Origin of the sequence: Collinsella sp. AM29-10AC, from assembly GCF_003469085.1 — a bacterium.
In the GTDB taxonomy this organism is placed as follows: domain Bacteria; phylum Actinomycetota; class Coriobacteriia; order Coriobacteriales; family Coriobacteriaceae; genus Collinsella.
In genome coordinates, this window is record NZ_QSKB01000006.1 from 23,498 (window position 1) to 45,748 (window position 22,251).

Consider the following 22,251-nt stretch of genomic DNA (forward strand, 5'->3'; position numbering starts at 1 on the left):
AAAACAGTCCGTATTCCACCGCAACTTTGTTATTTGCCCTTGGGCTTGCTGGCGTAGAACTTCTTCTTTTTGGGCTTGCCGGCGGGGGAGGGTTTGCCGGCAAAGTTGGACTTGCCGTTGCCGGCCTGCGCGTGCGCGGGTACTGTCACACGGGGCTTGCGGGCCTCGGGGTTGCGCAGTTCCTCGACGCGCTCGGCAATTTCCTCGGCGCAAAAGCCGACCTCGGCCATGGCGTCCTCGATGGGCAGGCGGCGCACGATATAGCAGTGGTGCACCTTCTGGTTGCGTGCGAAGTCCTCGGGGATGGTCTGCGCCGTAATGTCCTCCAACACCACGCCCGCGCGGGCGAGCTTGCGCGTCTCGGGGCGGAAGCCACGCAGGTTGCAGCTAAAGATGGCATGGCCGCCCTGCGCGAGCAGGCGCGATACGCCGGCCAACAGCTCAACATGGTCGCGCTGAACATCCCAGGTGCGACGGCCCATCTTGGACGAGTTCGAGAACGTGGGCGGGTCGACAAAGATCAGGTCCCAGCGGTTGCGCGTCTGGCGCTGGTCGCGAATCCAGGCGAGCACGTCGTCGCGCACAAAGTGATGCTGCGGCCCCACAAAGCCATTCTGGCGCATGTTGCGCTCGGCCCAGTCCAGATAGGTGTTGGAGAGGTCGACCGTCACGGTCTCCTCGACGCCGCCGTCTGCCGCATAGCAGGTGGCGGTGCCGGTGTAGGCAAACAGGTTGAGGAAGCGACGCGCATGCTTGGCGTGCTCGCGCACCAGGTTGCGCGTGACGCGGTGATCCAGGAAGATGCCCACATCCAGATAGTCGTCAAAGTTGACGGCAAAGGTGAGCCCGCCCTCTTCGATGAGCGGGAGGCGACGGCGCGCGATATTGGCGCGCTCGCCCGATGCGCCCTTGCCGGCACCCTGCTTGCCGTACTGCGAGCCGCCGCGCGAGCGCATGCGGGCCTTGGCGTGCACATGCTCGGCTGGGACATCTAGGATGCGCGGCGCGATGGCCAGAATATCGAGCATACGGGCCTGGGCCAGTGCGGGGTCGATGGTCTTGGGCGCGGCGTATTCGGCGATGACGAGCCAGCGGCCCGGAGTCTGTGGACAACCCTCGTACAGATCGATGGCGGCGGAGTAATCGGGCAGGTCGGCATCGTAGACGCGGTAGCAGCTCACGCCCTCGCGCTTTGCCCACTTGCGACGCAGGCGGGCGTTTTTGCGCAGGCGGTTGGCGAACTGCTCCGACTCGGGGATGAGCACGGGCAGCGGCTTGCCGTCGCCCAGGTCGAGCATGGCGGCAGGCTCGGGCATGGGGATATTGGCGGCTTCGTCTTGGGCAGCTGCGGCCTGCTCCTCGGCATTCGCACTGGTCGCAGCTTCGAATGCCGCGGCGGCGTGGTCGAGAGAAGGCCAGACTTCGACGGTCGCCTCTTCGTTGTTGGGCATGACGGCGATGGAGCGCTCGGGCTCGGCGTGGAGCGCGCGGGCCAGCAATCCGTCGCGGGTGAGTGCGGCGACCGGTGCCGCGGCAAGCTCGGGCGCGCGGCGCAGCTCGCCGATGAGCGTCATGGCATCGTGCATGAGCGAAAGCGGCGTCTCGGTCGTATCCGCGACCACGGCGGCGCCGGCGACAGCGCCTGCATGGTCCAACACGGTGGCTGGCTTGGCAGCGCAAAAGTCGACAAAACGCTTGTAGCCGGCGCACTTGACCATGCGCTCGGCAGTCTTGCGGGCGGCGGGGTCGATGTCTACGGCCACGATGCGCGCCTGTCGCTCGCGTGCTGCCGTCTCGCGCTCGCGCGCCTCGGCAAGCAGTTGCTTCCACAGGGCGGCGTCGTGCAGCTGCCAGCCCTCAAAGCCCCAGTGCTCGCGTGCGGTACCCGGGGCGCGGTCGGTCAGAATGTTCACGGCCTCCAACAGCAGACCGCCGCCGGCGCATGAGGCGTCGATCAGCGTGGGCAGGGCTTCGTTTTCGTAGTCGTCGGCCGTCAGCTCGCGCTCACATAGCGCGGTCCAGCCGACCTGCGCCAGCACCAGGGCGGCGTAGTCGGGGCGCAGCACGTGCGCGCCCTCGCCGGCGCGGGTCGCTGCGGGCGGCAGGCGCTTGAACAGCGGGTCACCCGAAAGGTCCAGGCTGATGCTCGCGCGGCGCTGACGCAGCGAAAGCAGCAGGTGAACGTCGGGATCGGCGGCGTCGACATCGGCGCGACGGCCCGTGGTCTCGGCCAGGCGGTCGCACAGTGCGTCTTTGGCGCGCAGGGCCGAGAAGCGCGTGTTGCGCAGCTGCTCGGTCACGCCGCGGGCGGTAATGGCGATGGTGGCGCCGGGGCGGACGATGCTTTCCCAGGCGATGTCGTAAACGCCGTCGTACAACTCATCGGCATCCTGCGCCTCAAAGCGCCCAAGGACCACAAACACGCGACTGGCCAGGCGCGACCACAGACAGGCGCGGTAGCCTTCTTCGAGCTCGCCCTCAAATGTAGCGCGGCCCTTTAAGCGGCGGACATGCGAAAGACCGAGGCGTTTAAGCTCATCGGCGAGTGCGGACTCAAAGCCCTCGGGGCAGCTTGCGTAAAATTCCATGGGTGACCTCTCTGGTTGCGTCGCTCCATTATATGATGGATGCTTCGTTTGCCCTTATCCTCGAAAGGAACCCATATGATTGATGCGTGTCCCGAACCCGCTGTGCTCTTTTTTGACGTGGACGGCACGCTGACGTCGTTCGATCCCGATGATATGACCGATAAGGACTTCAATGCAGTCCATCCGTCGAAGGCTGTTGTCGATGCATTTGGTCGCCTGCGCAATGCGGGCCACCAGGCATTTATCTGCACGGGTCGCCCTTTGTGGCTGGTTGCCGATGGCCTGCGTGCGCTGAACCCGGCGGGTATCGTTGCCATGGCGGGCGCCACACTCGAGGTCGAGGGATGCGTGGTACACGAGGACTGCTTTGACGAAGACATTGTTGAGGAGCTCGCGCGTCGCATTACTGTGGCGGGCGGCGAGGCGTTGTTCGAGACGAACGGTGCCACCTATTCACTTGAGCCAGTTGGTGTCGAACAGTCATTTCTGCTAGGCGCCGGCGTGGTGCATGGCACCGACCAGATGCGCGTCGATGGGCATTTGCGCGTAGGCAAGGTGTGCATTAACGCGTGCGACCTGGCTCGCGTAGCCAACGACGATGGCTTTATCGATCGCGAGTTTGAGCTGTGCAACACCGGTGGCCAGAATCGCGAGCTGAGCCCCAAAGGCATCGACAAGGGCTTGGGCGTGGCGCGAGCGCTGGAGTATCTGGGCCGCACTGGCAATGCGCGCACCTTTGGCTTTGGCGATTCCGGCAACGACCTGGGCATGCTTGCCGCCGTCGAGACGGCTGTGGCCATGGGCAATGCCATGCCCGAGGTCAAGGCGGTCGCCGACTACGTGACCAACGATGTCGCACACGACGGTACCGTCACAGCGATGCAGCATTTTGGGTTGATTTAATAAATGGCCGGGTCGCCCGCAGTGGGGGCGACCCGGCCATTTGAGCTATTTTGCAATATAGAGCTTGGGATGACTGCGACTGCTCTCGATCGCCGCCGTCATGATGCCCTCGTCGTCTCCATCAACGATGATGCCGTCGAGGTCATCGATCTGCGCGGACTGATAAAAACTGGTCTTGTTGAACTTTCCCTGGTCAACCATCATGTAGCCCTGGTTTGAGTTGGTAAGGTACATATGCTTGATCATGGCCGAGAAGTCGTGCTCGACGGTAAAACCGTGGTCGGGGTGGAATCCGTCGGCACTGACAAACGCCTTGTCGGCATGTAGTTTGCTCATGCAGTCGAGCGTTAGTGCGCCCGCGAGATAGAGGTGGCCCTTGCGCACGGAGCCGCCCAGCAGCACTACCGAAGCATTGGGGAGATTGAAGCTGGCGTAGTTCGCGATTGCAAGATCGCCGGTGATAATGGTGATCTCACGCTTGTCCATGAGGGCCTTAGCGAAGTAAAAGCCTGTGGTGCCGATATCAATTACCAGAACATCGCCATCATCAACAAGAGTTGCTGCGGTTGCGGCGATGGCTTCCTTGGCCTCGACTTGGACATTGATGCGCTCCTCGGGATACGAGATTGCGTTGGAGCGAGAAAGCGATACCGCTCCGCCGCGTACGCGACGCAGCTTGCCTTCGGATTCCAGCGAGATGAGGTCGTGTCGTGCGGTGACTTCCGAAACCGAAAAACGGCGAACGATGTCGGATACCGAGATATTTGGCTTTTCGGCCAGCCAATTCATGATAAATCGCTGACGCTCGGCCGGTGAAAGGTCTGAAGTAGATGCCATATGCCGCTCCTTTTGAACAAAAGGTAAAAGATGCGCCTTTCGTAATCGAAATATAACGTATCGATATGAAAAGAACAAGGCAAATTCGAATGAATCAAAAGAACGGAATGGCATGTCACAAATGCATGCGTAGCAGATAGTTCGCACGTAAACGGGCTATAAAGAGTCTCATTCTGAAGGTGCCGCCCAAAAGAAGTACGTTCACGCCCGATATTCGACCGTTCACGGAAAGTTGACAATTGAGCTTTCGATAGCTTTTGAAATGGTTTATAAAAGAAAACCGAAAAGCTTTTGAAACAAAGAAGAAGGCTTTCGATAGCAATAGTGTTAGATGAGAAAGGACCGAACATGGCGATCAAGGTGTTTGCCGACGGCGCTAACCTCGAGGGTATGCTTGACATGCATGACAATGGCAACGTTCAGGGCTTCACGACCAATCCTTCCCTTATGAAGGCCGGCGGCGTGACCGACTACCGCGCTTTTGCCAAGACGGTTCTTGAGCACATTACTGATGTGTCGGTCTCTTTTGAGGTATTCGCCGACGACGAGGCGGGCATGGAAGCCGAGGCTCGCGAGATCGCAACCTGGGCAGACAACGTCTACGTTAAGATCCCGGCGCTCAACACCAAGGGTGAGTCCACTGCCGCGCTGGTCAAGCGCCTTTCTGCCGACGGCATCAAGGTGAATGTCACCACTATCTTCACGCCCGAGCAGGTCGACGAGTTTGTCGATGCCGTCTCTGCTGAGACCCCCTCTATTCTGTCCATCTTTGCCGGTCGCATTGCCGATACCGGCGTCGATCCGCTGCCCCTCATGGCGGAGTCCGTAAAGAAGGCTGCCGTTAAGCCTGCTGCCGAGGTTCTCTGGGCGTCTACGCGCGAGGTCCTCAATATCTTCCAGGCGGAGTCCGTTGGCTGTCAGATCATTACGGTCCCCAATGCCCTTCTTGCCAAGCGCAAGAATTTCGGGAAAGATTTGCTTGAGTACTCGCTTGATACGGTCAAGGGCTTTGCCCGCGACATTCAGGCGCTTGGTTTTCATATCCTGCCTGAGGAGTAGGGGACGAGCATGCTGACCGATCTTCTTAAGCCCGAGCTTGTTGCCTGCCACGTCGAGGCCTCCGACTGGGAGGAAGCGATCAAGGCATGCGGTAAGTTGCTCGTAGACGCTGGCAAATGCGACCAGAGCTATGTTGACGCCATGATTTCATCGGTTCACAAATTCGGCCCCTATATGGTCTTGGAAGAGGGCATCGCCATGCCCCACGCTCAGGCAGATGGCAATGTGAGTGAAGCGGGGATCTGTATCGTCACGCTTGACCCTGCCATTGCGTTTGGACACGAGGATTTCGATCCGGTTCACGTGCTCGTGGGTATTTGCGCACCCGACCCCAAGGCTCATCTTGGCTGCTTGGCGGAGCTTTCGCAGATGTTCGAGGACGAGGACTGCGTTGCCAAGCTCAGCGCATGCGATACGCCCGAGCAGGTTTTGGAGACCATGCGTTCATTCTTTTAGGCCTTAATGGCACGGCGATGCGTCGCCGCTTTTGGATAGACGGAAAACCGTCACGTGTAGGAGAGGAAGGTTGCCATGCATATCATCACCGTATGCGGAAACGGCATCGGGTCCAGCCTGATGCTCGCTGGCAAAGTCGAGGAGCTTTGCGAGGAGGAGGGCATCAAGGCCGACGTTGAGTCTATGGACCTGAACGGTGCTTCTTCCGCAAATCCGGATCTGTTCATCACCGTTAAAGAACTCGCCCCCGAGCTCCACGGCAACGTTGTGATCGTTCGCAGCTATGTGAACAAGAAGAAGATCCGCGAAGACGCCCTCGAGGCAATCAAGGCGGCCGCCGCTAACGCCTAAAGCGGCACAAAAAAGGGCGGTTCCCTGTGGAAGAGGGAAACGCGCCCACGTTAGAGAGAAAGGAAGCGCAGATGCAAGCCATCCTTCCCATACTTGAGTTTATCCAATCGATTCTGACCAAGCCAGCGTGGATTATGGGTCTATTTGCCTTTGTGGGCCTTGTCGCGCTTAAGCGTCCTGCCCACAAGGTGATGACGGGCACCCTGAAGCCCATTCTGGGTTACATCATGCTGTCTGCCGGCGCCGCTGTTGTTCAGGAGAACCTTGCTCCGCTGGGTACCTTCATCGAGACCGGTTTCCACATCACCGGCGTCGTGCCCAACAACGAGGTCGTCGTTTCGATGGCTCAGAGCGTCCTCGGCGTTCAGACCATGATGATCCTGATTCTCGGCTACGTCGTGAACATTATCATTGCCCGCTTTACCAAGTTTAAGTACATCTTCCTGACGGGCCATCACAGCATGTTTATGGCTTGCCTGCTGTCTGCCGTTCTGCAGGCATCTGGCTTCCAGGATGTCCAGCTTGTCATCGTGGGCGGCATGTTCCTGGGCCTCGTGAGCGCTATGCTTCCCGCCGTTGGTCAGCGTTTCACCGAGAAGGTTACCGATGGCGATGAAATCGCCATGGGCCACTTCGGTTCACTCGCCTATTACATCTCCGCTGCAGTCGGTACGCTTTTTGCTAAGGACGCCGAGGAGAACAGCACCGAGAAGATCGAGGTTCCCGAGAAGTTCTCCTTCCTGCGCGACACCACCATCTCCACGGCTCTTACCATGGCCTTCTTCTACCTGGTTACCGCTTTCGCCGCTTACATCGCAGATCCTGCGGTCGTTACCAAGATCGCTAGCGGCGACAATGTAATCGTCTATGCCCTGACCTGCGCCCTGTCCTTCGCCGTCGGTGTCACTATCGTCTACAACGGCGTTCGTATGATCCTTGCCGACCTGGTCCCGGCTTTCCAGGGCATCTCCAACAAGCTGATCCCCGGCGCCATCCCCGCCGTCGACTGCGCCGTCTTCTTCCCCTATGCTCCCACCGCCGTCATCCTCGGCTTTGTTGCCTCCTTCATCGGTGGCGTGGTCGGTATGTTCATCGTGGGCGCTACCCTGGGCATCTTCATCATCCCGGGCATGGTTCCCCACTTCTTCTGCGGTGCTACCGCAGGTATCTACGGCAATGCTACCGGCGGTCGCAAGGGCGCAGCTCTTGGCGCTTTCGTCAACGGCCTGCTCATCACCTTTGCCCCGGCCCTGCTCCTGCCCGTTCTTGACGTCTTTGGCTTCAAGAACACTACGTTCGGCGACTTCGATTTCTCCGTCATTGGTATTACGCTTGGCCGCGCTGCCGAGGCCTTCGGTACCACCGGTGTCTACGCGATTCTCGCTGTCCTTCTGGTCGTTGCCTTCGTCCCCAACTTCATCCACACCAAGGGTGCTGTGATCAATCACGTTGAGGAAGAGTAATCCAGGCATACGTTAAGCCCTAATCGGGCGGAGCTCCGATAACCGGCTCCTACACGGAAGCGGTGACGTCTCAATCGAGGCGTCACCGCTTTTTGCTTTGGAGCGATTGTGAATATGAGCCGGCGAGGCGCTGCTTCTGTTCCGTGAACGGAATCAAACGCAATGATCGGCAAAAACGTTTTGCCGCTGGGGCGTCGATATAAAAATGGTAAATCTGCAAAACCGTTCGCCGAGAAGATAAAAACCGCAGTTCACGCCTTGATAAACGTAGATAAAGTGTTTAGCAGTTTATCGGCCGTATGCTAACGAAAGGAATCAGGCAGATGGCAATCAAGGTGTTCGCTGACGGTGCAAACCTCGAGGGCATGCTCGACATGTACGAGAGCGGCAACGTTCAGGGTTTCACGACCAACCCGTCCCTTATGAAGAAGGGCGGCGTGACGGATTATCGCGCGTTTGCCAAGGAGGTCCTGGCCCACATCATCGATGTGTCCGTGTCGTTTGAGGTCTTTGCCGACGACGTCGAGACCATGGAGGTCGAGGCCCGCGAGATTGCTGCCTGGGCCGAGAACGTCTACGTCAAGATTCCGTGCGTGACTACCAAGGGCGAGTCCACCGCCGAGCTGGTGCGCAAGCTTTCGGCCGACGGCATCAAGGTCAACGTTACCACCATCTTTACTCCCGAGCAGGTCGATGAGATGGTCGAGGCCGTTGACGCCGAGACGCCGTCTATCATCTCGCTCTTTGCCGGCCGTATCGCCGATACCGGCGTTGACCCCATTCCGTTTATGACGGAGTCGGTCAAGAGGGCCGCCGCCAAGCCCAACTGCGAGGTCCTGTGGGCATCCACGCGCGAGCTCATCAACATTTACCAGGCGGAAGGATGCGGTTGTCAGATCATCACGGTGCCCAACAGTATCCTGGCCAAGCGCAAGAACATCGGGCGCGACCCGTATGAGGTTTCGCTCGATACCGTGCGCGGCTTTGCCAAGGATATCGCCGCTTTGGGCTTCCATATCCTGCCGTAACGCGAACACTGGCTGCGCCGCGGGTTGTTCGCCCCGGCCTTTCCTTTCCCTATCGCTCACGCGCTTCGCGAGGGTCGCGCTAGGTAAAGGAAAGGCCGGGGCTGCCGACACGAGCTTGCCGGCAAGTTAGCACTCGGCTTCCATATCCTGCCGTAGGCAAAGGTACCCCCGCCTGCGACGTGCAAAATTGAGAGTATTCAGCAAGGTAAAGGCTTTTACCAGCTGGTTGAAGCACGGAACAGCCCCCGTTTTGGCTCTGACGACGCTAAAACGGGGGCTGTTTGTGACTTTATTGCCTCTGAGGAGCGTTCGGAGCGGCGGAAATTGCAGAATACTCGCGATTTTGCACGCTGCTACAGGGGGTACCCTTGCTTTGGCGGTTTACCTCCCCTGCACCATGGTGAGGGAGATCTTCTTGCGGTCGCGATCGACCTTTTCGACCCACACCTTGACCGTGTCACCGACGCGCACCACGTCGCTCGGGTGCTTGACGAAGCGGTTGGCGAGCTTGGAGATGTGTACGAGGCCGTCCTGGTGCACGCCCACGTCGACGAACGCGCCAAAATCCACAACGTTGCGCACCGTGCCCTTGAGTTCCATGCCGGGCTCCAGATCGTCGATGGAAAGCGCCGAGCGGCTAAAGACCACCTCGGGCGCGTCGTCGCGCGGGTCGCGACCGGGCTTCTTGAGCTCGTTGACAATGTCGATGAGCGTCAGGGTGCCGCAGTCCAGGTCGCTTGCCAGTGCCGAAATGCTGCCCAGGCGGTGCTCAATGTCGGGCACGCCGCCGCGGCTGAGCTCACTGGTCGCCACGCCGGCGCGTTCCAAGACGGACGTGGCCACCTCGTAGCTCTCGGGGTGGACGCTTGTCGCGTCGAGCGGGTTCTTGCCGCCGCTGATGCGCAAAAAGCCCGCGGCGTTGAGATATGCCTTGGGGCCCAGCTTGGGGACCTTCTTGAGCTGGCGGCGATCGGTAAAGGCGCCGTTTTCCTCGCGGTAGGCCACGATGTTTTTGGCTACGCTCGGCGTAATGCCCGACACGTAGCCCAGCAGGCTTGCGCTCGCGGTGTTGACGTCGACGCCCACACGGTTGACGACGTCTTCCACCACGTGGCCCAGGGTGCGCGAAAGCTCGGCCTGGTCAAGGTCGTGCTGGTACTGGCCAACGCCGATGGACTGGGGCGGAATCTTGACGAGCTCTGCCAGCGGGTCTTGCAGACGGCGGCCCAGGCTCATGGCGCCGCGCACGGTGACGTCCAGGTCGGGGTATTCCTGACTGGCGAGCTCGGAGGCGGAGTACACCGACGCGCCGGCTTCGTTGACGATGGTGTATCGCAGCCCGGGCGCCTGCTCGGCAATGAACTCCGAGACGACTTCCTCGGTCTCGCGGCTGGCGGTGCCGTTGCCGACGACGATGGTGTTGACGCCGTCCTTCTTGACGAGGCGGGCGAGCTCGCGCTTGGTGCCGGCGACGTCATGGCGCGGCTTGGTGGGATAGACCACGCCGTGGTCGAGTAGCTTGCCGGTCTCGTCCATGACGGCGACCTTGCAGCCGGTGCGGTAGCCCGGATCGAGCGCGAGCACGCGGGCGCCGCGCACGGGGCGCGTCGAGAGCAAGCCCTCGAGATTCTTGGCAAAGACGTTGATGGCCTCGGTCTGGGCACGAACGGTGAGTTTGGCGCGGGCCTCGCGCTCCAGCGAGGGGGCCATGAGGCGCTTGTAGCCATCGGCGATGGCGGCGTCAAAGACGGGAGCAAACACGCCCTGGCGACGGGGCCAGCGGCTGCCGAGGCGTGCCGTAGCGGCAGCGCCGTCGACGTTCACGCGCACGCGGAGCTTGCCCTCGCGCTCACCGCGGTCGATAGCCAGCACGCGGTGGTTGGGTATACGGCGCAGCGGCTCATCATAGCTGTAGTACGGCTCGTAGGGGGTCTTCTCGGCGGGGTCGGTGGCCTCGACGACGATGTCGGCGGTGTTTTGCGTAAAGGCGCGCAGGTCGGCGACGTTCTCGGGATCTTCGGCCACCGTCTCGGCCACGATGTCGGCGGCGCCGGCGAGCGCCTTTTCGGGCGTGTCGAAGCCGGCCTCCTCGTTGACGTAGTCCGCGGCGGCGTCGAGCGCGCTGCCCTTGGCCGAGGCCTGCATGATGATCATGTTGGCGAGCGGCTCCAGGCCGGCCTCGCGTGCCTTCTGCGCGCGGGTCATGCGCTTTTTGCGGTAGGGCTTGTAGAGGTCCTCGACACGCTGGAGCTGTGTGGCCTCGCGAATCTGTTGCTCGAGTTCGGGCGTGAGTTTGCCCTGGGCATCGATGAGCAGGATGACGTCCTCTTTACGCTGCTCAAGATTGCGCAGGTAGGACAGGCGCTCGTCGAGTGCGCGCAGGGCGACGTCGTCCATGCCGCCCGTGGCTTCCTTGCGGTAGCGCGAGATAAAGGGAATGGTGTTTCCCTCGTCGATGAGCTTGACGGCCGCCTCGACGTTGGCGGCCTTAAGGTTGAGCTCGCGGGCGAGCTGGGGGATAAGATCCATGGGACTCCTTGCGTTTAAGGTGCGTTTGCAGCACAGAGCTACCAAGGATACCACCTGCCACTTCGCCCAAAAAAGACTGTTTTGGCGCGGAACCACGAAAGCGGCCTATCTACTACGTTTGAACCGTGTGGGTCGACCATCCCCCGGTTTTCCGAAAATGCGCAAGCCGTTTACCTGCGGTTTTTATTTCGCGAAATTCTGTATGGATGAGGGTGATTGGTTAAACGTAGTAGATAGGCACATTTCGTGGCGAACGAATCAAGCTAAGGTGCAAAAAGTCCCCCGTCCCAGAAAAATCATTGGCAACGTAGCAAAATGCCCCGCGGGCAGGAAGCTGCTCGCGGGGCAAAGAAGAGGGGCTTATTTGTGGCGGACCGAGGGGCCCGGCATGGGGTTTCTGCCGCGGCCTGTCCTAAGGTGCTACAGCTCGACGAGCTGGCCGGTCTCGGCGGCCTCCTTGATGGCGTTGAGAAGCGTGAGCGTCTTGACGTTGTCGGCGGGGGTTACGACGGGCTCGACCTCGCGGCGGACGACCTTCACAAAGTGCTTGAGCTGCATCTTGTGCGGCAGCGCCGGGTCCACGGCCGGAATCTCCATCTGCAGCGGCTTGTGCCAGTTGGAGGCGCCGTCGTAGGAGAACTGGTGCAGGCGGGGCAGCGAAAGGGCGCCCAAGGTTCCGCCGATAAAGTAGGCGTCGGCGTCGAAGGGACGGTACTGCGGGTCCTCGCGAGCGGTGGCCTCCCAGTTCCAGGGGCTGGCGGTGGCATCGGAGATGGTCATGCTTGCGAGCGCGCCATCGGCAAAACGGACGTTGACCACGGCGGAGTCCTCGGTCTCAAAACCGCGGGCGGCGCTGGACTGCATACCCTGGACGGCAACGGGCTCGCCCAGCAGATAGCGGAGCAGGTCGACGTCGTGAACCAGGTTAACCAGGATCGGGCCGGCACCCTTCTTGCGGCGCCACTCGACATCGAAGTACTCGTCATTCTTATAGATCATGTAGTGGAAGCTCGACACGGTGAGCTTGCCCAGCTCGCCGGACTCGATGATCTCCTTGGCCTTGTTGACGAAGGGGTTGTGGCGACGGTGCTGGCCCACGAGCACGGGCACGCCAGCGGTCTCGGCCTCGGCGGCGAAGGCCTGGGCATCCTCGAGGTCATTGGAGATCGGCTTTTCGACCAGCGGCACGATGTTGCGCTTGATGGCCTCGCGAGCAACGCCCAGATGCAGGTCGTTGGGGGTGGCGATGATGACGGCCTCGGGCTTGACCTCGTCCATCATCTGGGCGGGATCGGTGTAAAACGGCACGCCGGCGGCCTCGGCCGTGGCGCGGGCGCCCTCAAAGGCGTCGGCGATGGCGACGAGTTCGGCCTCGGGCTCCTCGGTGACAAAGCGGATGTGGTTGCGGCCCATGGCACCGGCGCCGATAACGGCAATGCGGACGGGGTTGAGCTCAGACATTTCGACTCCTTAATACTGGTGGCGGTGGAATGCGACAAAGGGACTGTCCCTTTGTCGCATCGGTAAAACTAGGCGGACTTCTTCTTGCTGTCGGAGACCATCATGTAGACGGTGAGCACGACGGCGATGGCGGCGATCACGATGGCGCCGTAGAAGGACTGCTGGTAGGCGGCGCTGCCGGCCTCAGCGTGATACAGCACGGCAGTGATGGGCTGGCTGATCCAGGTAGAAGCGGCGTAGCCCAGGAACATGATGCCGTAGTTGACGCCGATGTTGCTGGTACCAAAGGCGCCACCGGTAAGCGGCGGGTAGATGACGAGCAGGGCGCCAAAGCTAAAGCCGAGCAGGGCGAGCGCCACAAAGAACATGCTCTGCGTAAAGCTCATCGACATGATGACGAGCGCGACGATGGTGACGACAAGACTGATGAGCAGCGACTTGTAGGCGCCGAGCTTGTCAATGATCTGGCCAAAGGACAGACGACCGACCAGGTTGGCGCAGGTGTTGACGGAGACCACTACACCGCCGAGGGCGACAGCTGCGGCGCACGTGGGGTCGGCGAAGAGCTGGACGGCGGCGATGGAGGCAACCTTGCCCACGAGCAGGGTGCCTGCAGTGGCAGCAAAGGCGAAGGTGACGATGAGGATCCAAAAGCGCGGGGTTTTGACCATCTCGCCCGGGGTGAGGTCGCCGAAGGTGCCGGCGTGTGCGCCGCCCTTGGGGGCCTCGAAGCCCTCGGGCAGCCAACCGGCCTCGGGGGCCTTCAGGAACAGGGCGGAGGCGGCGATCATTGCAAAGAAGATGACGCCGAGTGCCTTGAGGGCGCCAAAGATGCCCAGGCTCGGGATGAGCAGCGAGGCGAGCACCGGGGACAGCACGGCGGGGCCGGCGGTCGAAGCGGCCAGGGTGATGCCGGAGGCCAGGCCCTTCTTGTCGATGAACCACTTTTGGCCGGTGGTGAGCGCCGGGTTGTAACCCAGGCCGTTGCCGATGGCGGCGACGAGCGAGAACCACAGGTAGAACTGCCACGGCTCGGTGACGGTGCCAGACATGAACCAGCCCAGGCCGTAGCACACGGCGGCGGCGATCACGACGTTGCGGGGGCCGATCTTATCGGAGATGCGGCCGGCGAAGATGCCTGTCACGGCCATGATGGTCTGAAAGACCGGGAAAGCCCAGGTAAGGGCGCTGGACCACTCGGGGTAGACGGCGAGCAGGTTCTTGCTCACGACGGAATACAGCGCGATGGAGCTGACAAAGAACATGGTGACGCACGCGGCGGAAAGCACGACGGCGCGACCCTTGTTGGAGTTGGTGGAAGCCATTGGACTCTTTCTAATCGATGCGGGGGAGGGGCGGGCATCACCGCGGGCCTCCCTGTCAGGCTGGTTTACTGGTCAGTGGGCTTTGCGACGCCGGACTCGTCGGACCAAAGCTCGACACCCTTGTTCTTGAGGTAGTTGTCGGCAAAGGCTCGACGGCCGCCGGGCTTGGCGGTGAGGTCGCCCATCATATTGGAGAAGCCGCCGTCGACCTTGATGGCGTCGCCGGTGGTAAAGTCCGAGCGCTTGGACGCCAGGAACATGACGGCGTTGGCGATATCGCTGACCTCGCCGATGCGGCGCGTGGCGATGAGACGGCTGCGGCTCTTCTCGACCTCGGGGTCGGCGCAAAAGCTCGCCGACATGGGGGTCTTAACAAAGCAGGGCTCGACGCAGTTGGAGCGCACGCCGTAGGGACCCCACTCGGCAGCCAACATCTTCGACATCATGTTGACGCCCGCCTTGGTGGAGCTGTACACGCCCGAGAACGTCTCGGGGGAGTGGCTGGCAACGGTCGAGATGTGCACCAGGCGACCATGGCCGGCCTTGATCATCTCGCGACCAAAGCGCTGCGAGGTGATGAAGTAGCCGGTGAGGTTGACGTTGAGGACCTCGTTCCAGTCACTCAGCGGCAGGTCTTCCATGGCTGCGAAGCGCAGGATGCCGGCAGTGTTGACGAGGACGTCGACGCGGCCGAAGTCGGCGATGGTGGCGTCGACGGCGGCCTGAACCTCGGCCTCGTCGGTGGCGTTCATCTTGTAGCCCTCGGCGTGGATGCCAAACTCGGCGGCGAGGTCGGCGGCCGCGGCCTTGACCTTCTCCTCGTCCAGGTCGAGCAGGACGACGTTGGCGCCGTTGCGGGCGAACTCGCGGCAGATCTCGACGCCCATGCCGCCGAGTGCGCCGGTCACAGCGCAGACATCGCCCTCGAGCTTAAGCCAGTTGCTCATAGGAACTTCCCTTCTTGTGCCTCCCGGTGGGTCGCTCCCATTAATCGACCCACGTGGTTTTCGCTGGTTATCGTATGCTTTGCATTTGCGCAGGTGAATTGCATATTTGTTAGAATGGCGTAAACCTATGGTTTACAGCACGCAAGGCAATTTGTTCTTAATTGAGTGTGTGACCTGCCAAAACGACCCCCTTCGGCAGCGCATGTCCATACGTCTGGAAACGGGAGATTGACGTGTACGATCGACGACTCGAGGCCATAGCGGCCGCCGCTGAGCTGGGAAGCTTCTCGCGCGCCGCGGCAAAGCTGCGCGTGTCGACGCCGGCACTCGTCAAGCAGGTTTCGGGCTTCGAGGCCGAGTTTGGCATCACGTTGTTCGAGCGCTCGCACTCGGGCGTCAAGGTGACGCCGGCGGGCGCCCTGCTGGTGGACGACGCGCGCTCGATCATGCGCCAGTCCGAGGATGCGTTGCGTCGCGCCCGGCGCGCGGCGGGCGATGGCGGTGCCGTGCGCCTGGGCGTGTCGATGATGTGCCCGGGGCGCCAGACGCTGTCGATGTGGACGGACGTGCACGAATTGGAACCGTCGTTGCGCTTTGAGATTGTGCCGGTGAGCGATCTCTATGACGAGCGCGAATCCGTTATGCGCAGCCTGGGGCGCGAGGTGGATGTGGTGCAGTCGAGTTTTTCGACCCCGCGCTGGGGCGACGCCTGCCAAAAGCTCCTTATCGTCAACGTACCGTTTTATATTGATGTGCCGCGCACGAGCCCGCTTGCGCGCAAGACGCGCATCACGGTTGCCGACCTGGAGGGCATGCGCTTGCGCGTGCTTCGTCACGGCAACGACGCTATGGACAGCCTGCGCATTGATCTTTTGGCCGACGGCGGCGTGGACGTGATCGACGTGGACAGCTTTGACTTTGCGCTGTTCAACGATGCGGAGGAAAAGGGTGACGCGGTGCTCACCTGCGGAGCGTGGTCGGGCGTGCACCCGGCCTTTGTGGGCGTGCCGTTCCTATGCGGCCGCGAGGTGCCGGTCTTCTTGCATTACCCGCTCGAGCTCACCCTCCAAGTCCAAAAATTCGTCAACGCCATTGCCCAACTCCTCAAGTAGCTCACACAAAACGAGGCCCTGGCCAAACGGCCAGGGCCTCACTAACCTTTATTCCGTTTTAAACGACGGGCTGATTGCGCGCAGGAGGTCTCCCAGGCGGGCCGGGGTGTAACTTCCGCGCGCAGTTTCGCAGCGAAGCGAGAATGTTTGAGCACGGAGGTTACACCCCGGCCCGCCTGGGAGACCTCCGTGGAACAAGCCTATCTACTCGAGCTCAAATGCACCCGTGTACAGCTGGTAGTAATACCCGCGCTTGGCGATCAGTTCGTCGTGGTTGCCGCGCTCGATGATGCGGCCGTGGTCCAGGCAGATGATTGCGTCGGAGTTGCGCACGGTGGAGAGGCGGTGCGCGATGACAAACGTCGTGCGGCCTTCCATGAGCTTGTCCATGCCGGCTTGCACGATGGCCTCGGTGCGGGTATCGATGCTCGACGTGGCCTCGTCCAGAATCATTGCCGGCGGATCGGCGACGGCGGCGCGTGCGATCGAAATCAGCTGGCGCTGGCCCTGCGACAGCTGCGCGCCGTTGCCGGTGAGCATAGTGTCGTAGCCGTCGGGTAGGCGGGTGATAAAGTCGTCGGCGCCCGCGAGCTTGGCCGCCGCGATGCACTCCTCGTCGGTGGCGTCCAGGTTGCCGTAGCGGATGTTATCCATCACGGTGCCGGTGAACAGGTTCACGTCCTGCAGCACGACGCCCAGGCTTCGGCGCAGGTCGGCCTTGCGGATCTTGTTGACGTTGATGCCGTCGTAGCGGATCTTGCCGTCGGCGATGTCGTAGAAGCGGTTGATGAGGTTGGTGATGGTCGTCTTGCCGGCTCCGGTGGCGCCGACAAACGCGATCTTCTGGCCCGGCTTGGCAAACACGGACACGCCGTGCAGCACTTCGTGGTTGGGCGTGTAGCCAAAGTCGACGTTGTCCATGACCAGGTCGCCACGCAGCGGCACGTACTCGATCTCGCCGGTTGCGCGGTGCGGATGTTTCCACGCCCACATGCCGGTGTGGTGGTCAGCCTCCTCGAGCTGCCAGGTATCGGGGTTGACCTGCGCGTTGACGAGCGTCACATAGCCTTCGTCGGCTTCGGGCTTCTCGTCGATGAGCTCAAAGATACGGTCGGCGCCGGCGAGGCCCATGACCACGGCGTTGATCTGCTGCGAGATCTGGCCGATCTGTCCGCAGAACTGCTTGGTCATGTTGAGGAACGGCACCACGACGGCGATCGACAGCGCCATGCCCGAGATGCTCAGGTTGGGCACGCCCAGCGCCAGGAAAATGCCGCCGGCAAGGGCCACCAGCACGTAGAGCAAGTTGCCCAGGTTCATAAGGATGGGCATGAGGATGTTGGCGTACATGTTGGCCTTCTGTGAGACCTCGAAGAGCTTTTCGTTGCGCTCGTCAAAATCGGCCTCGGCGGCAGACTCGTGGCAGAACGCCTTGACGACCTTCTGACCGTTCATGACTTCCTCGATATGGCCCTCGACCACGCCGAGCTCGGTCTGCTGCGCAATGAAGAAACGCGCGGAATTGGAGCCGAGCAGCTTGGTCATAAAGGTCATAAAGGCGACGCCGGCGATGATGACCAGGCACATCCACACGCTGTAGTACAGCATGATAAAGAACACCGTGACGATGATGATGATCGTCATGAGCAGGTTGGGCAGCGACTGACTGATCATCTGGCGCAGCGTATCGATGTCGTTGGTGTAGTGGCTCATGATATCGCCGCGCTGGTGCGTGTCGAAGTAGCGGATCGGCAGGTCCTGCATGCGGTTGAACATCATCTCGCGCAGCTTCTCGAGCGAGCCCTGCGTGACGATAGCCATGGCGCGGTTCCAGAAGAGCGAGGACAGGACACCGACGCCGTAGATGCAGGCGAGGGTGGTCACGAGCTGTAGAATCTTGGGCTGTGCGGCTTCCCAATCGCCCGACTGCCACGATTCGCTAATAATCTGCAGGGCGCTCTGCAGGAAGGTCGCGCCGATGGAGTTGATGATGGCGCAGAGCACCACGCCGGCGACGACAAGGGGCAAAAGCACGGGATAGAAGTCAAAGAGCGTCTTGATGAGGCGCGACATGGTGCCGCCCTTACGGTTGAGCGCGCGCTCGGCGGTCGTTGCCTTACTCATGTGCCTCGCCTCCTTCCTGGGTCTGAGCTTGCGTTGCGGATGCCTCGGTGTCGGCCTCGACGGCCCCTTCGCCCTCGGCAGACATCTTGTTTTGCGAGGTAAAGGTCTCTCGGTAGATCTCGCTCGTCTTGAGCAGCTCTTCGTGGTTGCCGATCTGTGCGATGCGGCCGCCCTCCATGACAATGATGCGGTCTGCGTCCTGCACGGAGCTGATGCGCTGGGCGATGATGAGCTTGGTCGTGTTGGGCAGATAGCTTGCCAGGCCTGCGCGAATCTTGGCGTCAGTCTTGGTGTCGACGGCGCTGGTGGAGTCGTCCAGGATCAAGATCTTGGGGCGACGCAACAGGGCGCGTGCAATGCACAGGCGCTGCTTCTGACCGCCCGAAACATTAGAGCCGCCCTGTTCGATCCAGGTGTCGTAGCCCTTGGGGAAACCGTCGACAAACTCGTCGGCGCAGGCCAGATGCGCTGCCTCGCGGACTTCCTCGTCGGTGGCGTTCGGGTCGCCCCAACGCAGGTTCTCGGCGATGGTGCCGCTAAACAGCACGTTTTTCTGCAGCACCATGGCGACCTGGTGACGCAGCGCGTCCAGGTCGTAGTCGCGCACGTCCACGCCGCCCACGCGCACAGCGCCTTCGGTGGTGTCGTACAGGCGGGCGATGAGGTTAACGAGCGTGGACTTGGCCGAGCCAGTGCCGCCGATGATGCCGATGGTCTCGCCGCTCGTAATGTGCAGGTCGATATCGTCGAGCGCCTGGCGCTTCGCATGCTTGGAATACTTAAAGCTCACGTGGTCAAAGTCGATGGAACCGTCGGCAACCTCGAGCACGGGCTCGGCGGGATCGGCGATCGTGGGCTCGGCGGCCAGCACCTCGGCAATGCGGTGTGCCGATTCGTCGGCCATGGTCACCATGACAAAGATCATCGACAGCTGCATCAGGCTCATGAGAATCTGGAAACCATAGGTAAAGGTCGAGGAGAGCTGGCCCACGTCGAACAGCGTGCCCTGGCTCGTGATGATGAGCTTGGAGCCCAGGTAGATGATGACGACGAACGCGCCGTTGACGCAGATGTTCATCATGGGGTTGTTAAAGGCGAGCAGCTTCTCGGCGCGGGTGAAGTCCATCTGGACGTCGCGTGCGGCGGTCGCGAACTTCTCCTTCTCAAAGTCTTCGCGCACATAGCTCTTGACCACGCGCATGCCGGTGACGTTTTCCTCGACGGACTCGTTAAGGGCGTCGTACTTGTGGAACACGCGCGAGAAGATGGGGCGCACCTTAAAGATGATAAAGAACAGCCCAAAGCCCAGCAGCGGAATGATGACCAGGTAGACCATGGCAACGCTGCCGCCCATGATAAATGCCATGGTAAAGGCGAAGATCAAGACCAGCGGCGCGCGCACGGCGATACGGATGATCATCATAAAGGCCTGCTGCACGTTGTTGATATCGGTGGTCAGGCGCGTGACGAGCGAGGAGCTCGAGAACTCATCGATGTTGGCAAAGCTGAACGTCTGGATCTTGTAGAACAGGTCGTGACGCAGGTTCTTGGCGAATCCGCAGCTCGCATGGCTGCAGGTGACACCAGCCGCGGCGCCAAAAGCAAGCGACGTCAGCGCGATGAGCACCAAAAAGCCTGCGGTGGGAAGCATCTCGGCTACGGTGGCGCCGTCTTTGATAGCGTCGATCAGGTTGGCGGTGATAAATGGAATCAGCATCTCGCAGAGCACCTCGCCAAGCACGAGCAGCGGCGTGGCAACAGTGACTTTCATATAGTCGCGGATGCTTCCCATGAGGGTTTTAATCATCCAGTTCCTCCCAGGTTACGCGGATTTTATCGAGCATTTCGGCGAGGTCCTCGCGCTCGTCGTGGGTGAGCGCGCTAAAGGCCTGCTCTCTAAAGCGAATGCGGGCCGCCTGCTCTACGTGGGCCTTTTCCCATCCCGCTTCGGTCAGGCGAATGGTGAGCTGCCGCCGGTCTTTGGGATTGCGGCTGCGCTCGATAAGGCCGGCGCATTCGATCTTGGAGAGAATCTCGGAAAGCGAACCGGGCTTAAGATCAAAGTGCAGGCCTAGTTCCTGCTGTGACATCTCGCCGTTTGGCTGCTTGGCGAGCAAGCAGACGATGGGGGCCTTTCCCGAGGCGCCGCCGCCGTGAAAGTGCAGAAAGTGGCCGCAGAAGCCCAGCCCGTTTAGGATGTGCTTGGCGAGCGCGTCTGATTGGGACTGTGCCGCGGGCGCATCTGCGGGTTCATGGGGGTCGCCGCCCGGCGTGTGGGGGCAGAGGCCGATGTGGTCATCGCACATGGTGTCGCTCCTTTCTTTAGTTAGGTAGTGCAATTGTTTTGTGCCTAACTAATTTAGGAGTGCAAGAAATAAATGTCAAGGTACCAAACTTATTAAGTTACGGCGTTTTACCAAACGCCGTAACCGCTCGATGCTGCAAACGCTCCTAAGCGGCAATCTGATCCCTTGGGGACGAAGGAAAAGGTATCGTTTTGGGCTGCGATGATGCCTTTCGAAGCGGCCTTGCCAAAAACTATGCCTAATTACTACGATGAATCCAGCATCGCTGACCACAACAGCTGTTTCTGAAAAAACGCAAGCTATCTACCTGCGGTTTTGTTGGAGAGAAATTCGTTGTGGTTGGAGGCGGGCGGTTAAACGTAGTAAATAGGCATAGTTTTGAAATGGCGCTATATGAGTAGCATCAACTAGGCCGCTATGGAGCAAACAGCCCCCATTTCCGAAACCTTCCCGCAACAATTTGCCCTTCGTACCGCTCGCCTCCGCCCACAACGCCTCCTGCGCTACACTTAGTCGCACTGTGGCGCTGCTGCGCTGTGCCCGAAACAAGGGAGACCCTCATGAAGAACACTCAGCTGCTGCTGATTAACGATATGTGCGGTTACGGCAAGGTCGCGCTTTCCGCCATGCTGCCGGTGCTGTCGCACATGGGCTACCGTATCCATAACCTGCCGACGGCGCTCGTTTCCGACACGCTCAACTACCCCAAGTTCTACATCCACGACACCACGGAGTACGTGCGTCAGAGTCTTGCCATCTGGGAGGAGCTCGGCTTTGAGTTCGACGCCATCTCGACCGGCTTTATCGTGACCGAGGAAGAGACGCGCATCATCTCGGACTTTTGCCACCGCCGCGCGCAAAAGGGCACCAAGGTGTTCGTCGACCCCATCATGGGCGACAACGGCAAGCTCTATGCGGGCGTGCCCGAGTCCACGATTGGCCTTATGCGGCATCTTCTGGAGTGCGCAGACTACGCGGTGCCCAACTATACCGAGGCGTGCCTGCTTGCCGATAGGCCTATTGCCGAGGAAATTACGCCCGATGAGGGCCGCGCCCTTGTGGACGCCGTGCGCGAGCTGGGTGCCAAGTCGGTGGTCATTACGAGCGCCGTGGTCAATGGCACGAACGCGGTTATCGGTTACGACCATGTAGCGGGGGAGTACTTTATGATTCCCTTTGAGCTCATTCCGGTCTATTTCCCGGGCACGGGCGACACGTTCTCGGCGGTGCTCGTCGGCCGCGTTATGGCAGGTTGGAGTCTGCAGCGCGCGACGTCCGATGCCATGCGTGTGGTGGCTGAGCTTATCGAGCGCAATGCCGACCAGGAGGACAAGTCGGCCGGCCTTCCCATCGAAGCCTGCCTGGATGTGATTGACCATGAGTAACGCTGGCGAGGGCGGCGCCAAGCCTGCGGGCGGGGGCAAGCCGCTCGGCGCGCCGCACGGCAAGCGGCCGCGCATCCGCGTGAGCTGCGTGGACCAGCTGGGTGCGTACCGCTGCCACCATGGCCACAAGCCGGGCGACGTTTTTGACTTCGACCGAGACCGCGGCAAGATGTGCGCCATGGCCTGCCATGTGGGCTTTCCCTATATCGATATCCTGCGCTATGGCGGAACCGTGCCTGGCAACGAGCCCGGCACGGCAAAGTTCTGCTGTCCCGAGGTCGACACGTTGAACGTCTGGCTTGCCGAGATCGTCGACGAATAGCCGGATGCGACAAAGGGGCGGGCCCTTTGTCGCATCCGCCGATGGTGCCCCTTCT

The 22,251-nt window shown here is 61.0% G+C and carries 18 protein-coding genes; 9 read left to right on the forward strand and 9 right to left on the reverse strand.

Annotated elements, in window-relative coordinates:
• Positions 1 to 29: 29 nt before the first annotated feature.
• Positions 30 to 2,588 carry a bifunctional 23S rRNA (guanine(2069)-N(7))-methyltransferase RlmK/23S rRNA (guanine(2445)-N(2))-methyltransferase RlmL gene (rlmKL, locus tag DW754_RS03040; RefSeq protein ID WP_117758434.1) on the reverse strand — a complete coding sequence of 853 codons (2,559 nt, stop codon included), beginning with the start codon at positions 2,586 to 2,588 and terminating at the stop codon, positions 30 to 32.
• A 75-nt stretch (positions 2,589 to 2,663) separates the two neighbouring features.
• Here rlmKL and DW754_RS03045 point away from each other — a divergent pair, with 75 nt between their 5' ends.
• On the forward strand, positions 2,664 to 3,491 hold the full coding sequence (locus DW754_RS03045) for an HAD hydrolase family protein (protein WP_158561604.1): 828 nt from the start codon (positions 2,664 to 2,666) through the stop codon (positions 3,489 to 3,491).
• Between the two features lie 45 nt (positions 3,492 to 3,536).
• On the opposite strand, the gene DW754_RS03050 is transcribed toward DW754_RS03045, so the two are convergent.
• Entirely contained in the window at positions 3,537 to 4,328 is a 792-nt protein-coding gene (locus DW754_RS03050) for a DeoR/GlpR family DNA-binding transcription regulator (RefSeq protein ID WP_158548938.1), read from the reverse strand.
• A 348-nt stretch (positions 4,329 to 4,676) separates the two neighbouring features.
• On the opposite strand from DW754_RS03050, the gene DW754_RS03055 reads away from it, so the two are divergent.
• The 5 genes from DW754_RS03055 to DW754_RS03075 all read left to right on the forward strand — a co-directional run bounded on the left by DW754_RS03055 (position 4,677) and on the right by DW754_RS03075 (position 8,685).
• A complete protein-coding gene (locus DW754_RS03055) occupies positions 4,677 to 5,387 on the forward strand; it encodes a transaldolase (protein WP_117564350.1) in 711 nt (236 codons plus the stop codon).
• Between the two features lie 9 nt (positions 5,388 to 5,396).
• Positions 5,397 to 5,843 (forward strand): PTS sugar transporter subunit IIA, encoded by a 447-nt coding sequence (locus DW754_RS03060; RefSeq protein ID WP_117564351.1) that lies wholly within the window; start codon positions 5,397 to 5,399, stop codon positions 5,841 to 5,843.
• A gap of 75 nt (positions 5,844 to 5,918) precedes the next feature.
• Positions 5,919 to 6,194 carry a PTS sugar transporter subunit IIB gene (locus DW754_RS03065; protein WP_022094539.1) on the forward strand — a complete coding sequence of 92 codons (276 nt, stop codon included), beginning with the start codon at positions 5,919 to 5,921 and terminating at the stop codon, positions 6,192 to 6,194.
• A gap of 71 nt (positions 6,195 to 6,265) precedes the next feature.
• A complete protein-coding gene (locus DW754_RS03070) occupies positions 6,266 to 7,657 on the forward strand; it encodes a PTS ascorbate transporter subunit IIC (protein WP_117758436.1) in 1,392 nt (463 codons plus the stop codon).
• A gap of 323 nt (positions 7,658 to 7,980) precedes the next feature.
• The gene (locus DW754_RS03075; protein WP_233508926.1) at positions 7,981 to 8,685 is read left to right on the forward strand and encodes a transaldolase; all 705 of its coding nucleotides are present in this window, start codon (positions 7,981 to 7,983) and stop codon (positions 8,683 to 8,685) included.
• Between the two features lie 381 nt (positions 8,686 to 9,066).
• Here the strand turns inward: DW754_RS03075 and DW754_RS03080 are convergent, their stop codons facing one another.
• The 4 genes from DW754_RS03080 to DW754_RS03095 form a co-directional block, all read right to left on the reverse strand.
• Entirely contained in the window at positions 9,067 to 11,214 is a 2,148-nt protein-coding gene (locus tag DW754_RS03080; protein WP_117758438.1) for a Tex family protein, read from the reverse strand.
• A 420-nt stretch (positions 11,215 to 11,634) separates the two neighbouring features.
• The gene (locus tag DW754_RS03085) at positions 11,635 to 12,675 is read right to left on the reverse strand and encodes a Gfo/Idh/MocA family protein (RefSeq protein ID WP_117564354.1); all 1,041 of its coding nucleotides are present in this window, start codon (positions 12,673 to 12,675) and stop codon (positions 11,635 to 11,637) included.
• 68 nt (positions 12,676 to 12,743) lie between these two features.
• On the reverse strand, positions 12,744 to 14,000 hold the full coding sequence (locus DW754_RS03090) for an MFS transporter (RefSeq protein ID WP_117758439.1): 1,257 nt from the start codon (positions 13,998 to 14,000) through the stop codon (positions 12,744 to 12,746).
• Positions 14,001 to 14,065: 65 nt separating this feature from the next.
• Complete coding sequence (locus tag DW754_RS03095) at positions 14,066 to 14,947, reverse strand: SDR family NAD(P)-dependent oxidoreductase (RefSeq protein WP_118071990.1); 882 nt, start codon at positions 14,945 to 14,947, stop codon at positions 14,066 to 14,068.
• A 233-nt stretch (positions 14,948 to 15,180) separates the two neighbouring features.
• Between DW754_RS03095 and DW754_RS03100 the strand changes: the two genes are divergently transcribed.
• On the forward strand, positions 15,181 to 16,059 hold the full coding sequence (locus DW754_RS03100) for a LysR family transcriptional regulator (protein WP_117758440.1): 879 nt from the start codon (positions 15,181 to 15,183) through the stop codon (positions 16,057 to 16,059).
• A gap of 204 nt (positions 16,060 to 16,263) precedes the next feature.
• Here DW754_RS03100 and DW754_RS03105 read toward each other — a convergent pair whose 3' ends face one another.
• From DW754_RS03105 to DW754_RS03115, 3 genes are read right to left on the reverse strand one after another with little or no spacing between them, the layout of a single operon-like run.
• Entirely contained in the window at positions 16,264 to 18,183 is a 1,920-nt protein-coding gene (locus tag DW754_RS03105; RefSeq protein WP_117758441.1) for an ABC transporter ATP-binding protein, read from the reverse strand.
• Positions 18,176 to 19,990, reverse strand: a complete 1,815-nt coding sequence (locus DW754_RS03110) for an ABC transporter ATP-binding protein (RefSeq protein WP_117758442.1) — start codon at positions 19,988 to 19,990, stop codon at positions 18,176 to 18,178. Before DW754_RS03110 ends, DW754_RS03105 begins: the two co-directional genes overlap by 8 nt.
• Positions 19,983 to 20,489: a MarR family winged helix-turn-helix transcriptional regulator gene (locus tag DW754_RS03115; RefSeq protein WP_117655367.1), complete on the reverse strand. Its 507-nt coding sequence runs from the start codon at positions 20,487 to 20,489 to the stop codon at positions 19,983 to 19,985. The genes DW754_RS03110 and DW754_RS03115 overlap by 8 nt, the downstream gene beginning before the upstream one ends.
• Before the next feature lie 560 nt (positions 20,490 to 21,049).
• Here DW754_RS03115 and DW754_RS03120 point away from each other — a divergent pair.
• Together DW754_RS03120 and DW754_RS03125 are read left to right on the forward strand one after the other, a co-directional pair.
• Entirely contained in the window at positions 21,050 to 21,874 is an 825-nt protein-coding gene (locus DW754_RS03120; RefSeq protein WP_117758443.1) for a PfkB family carbohydrate kinase, read from the forward strand.
• A complete protein-coding gene (locus DW754_RS03125; protein WP_199411435.1) occupies positions 21,867 to 22,196 on the forward strand; it encodes a TIGR04076 family protein in 330 nt (109 codons plus the stop codon). Before DW754_RS03120 ends, DW754_RS03125 begins: the two co-directional genes overlap by 8 nt.
• Positions 22,197 to 22,251 lie beyond the last annotated feature (55 nt).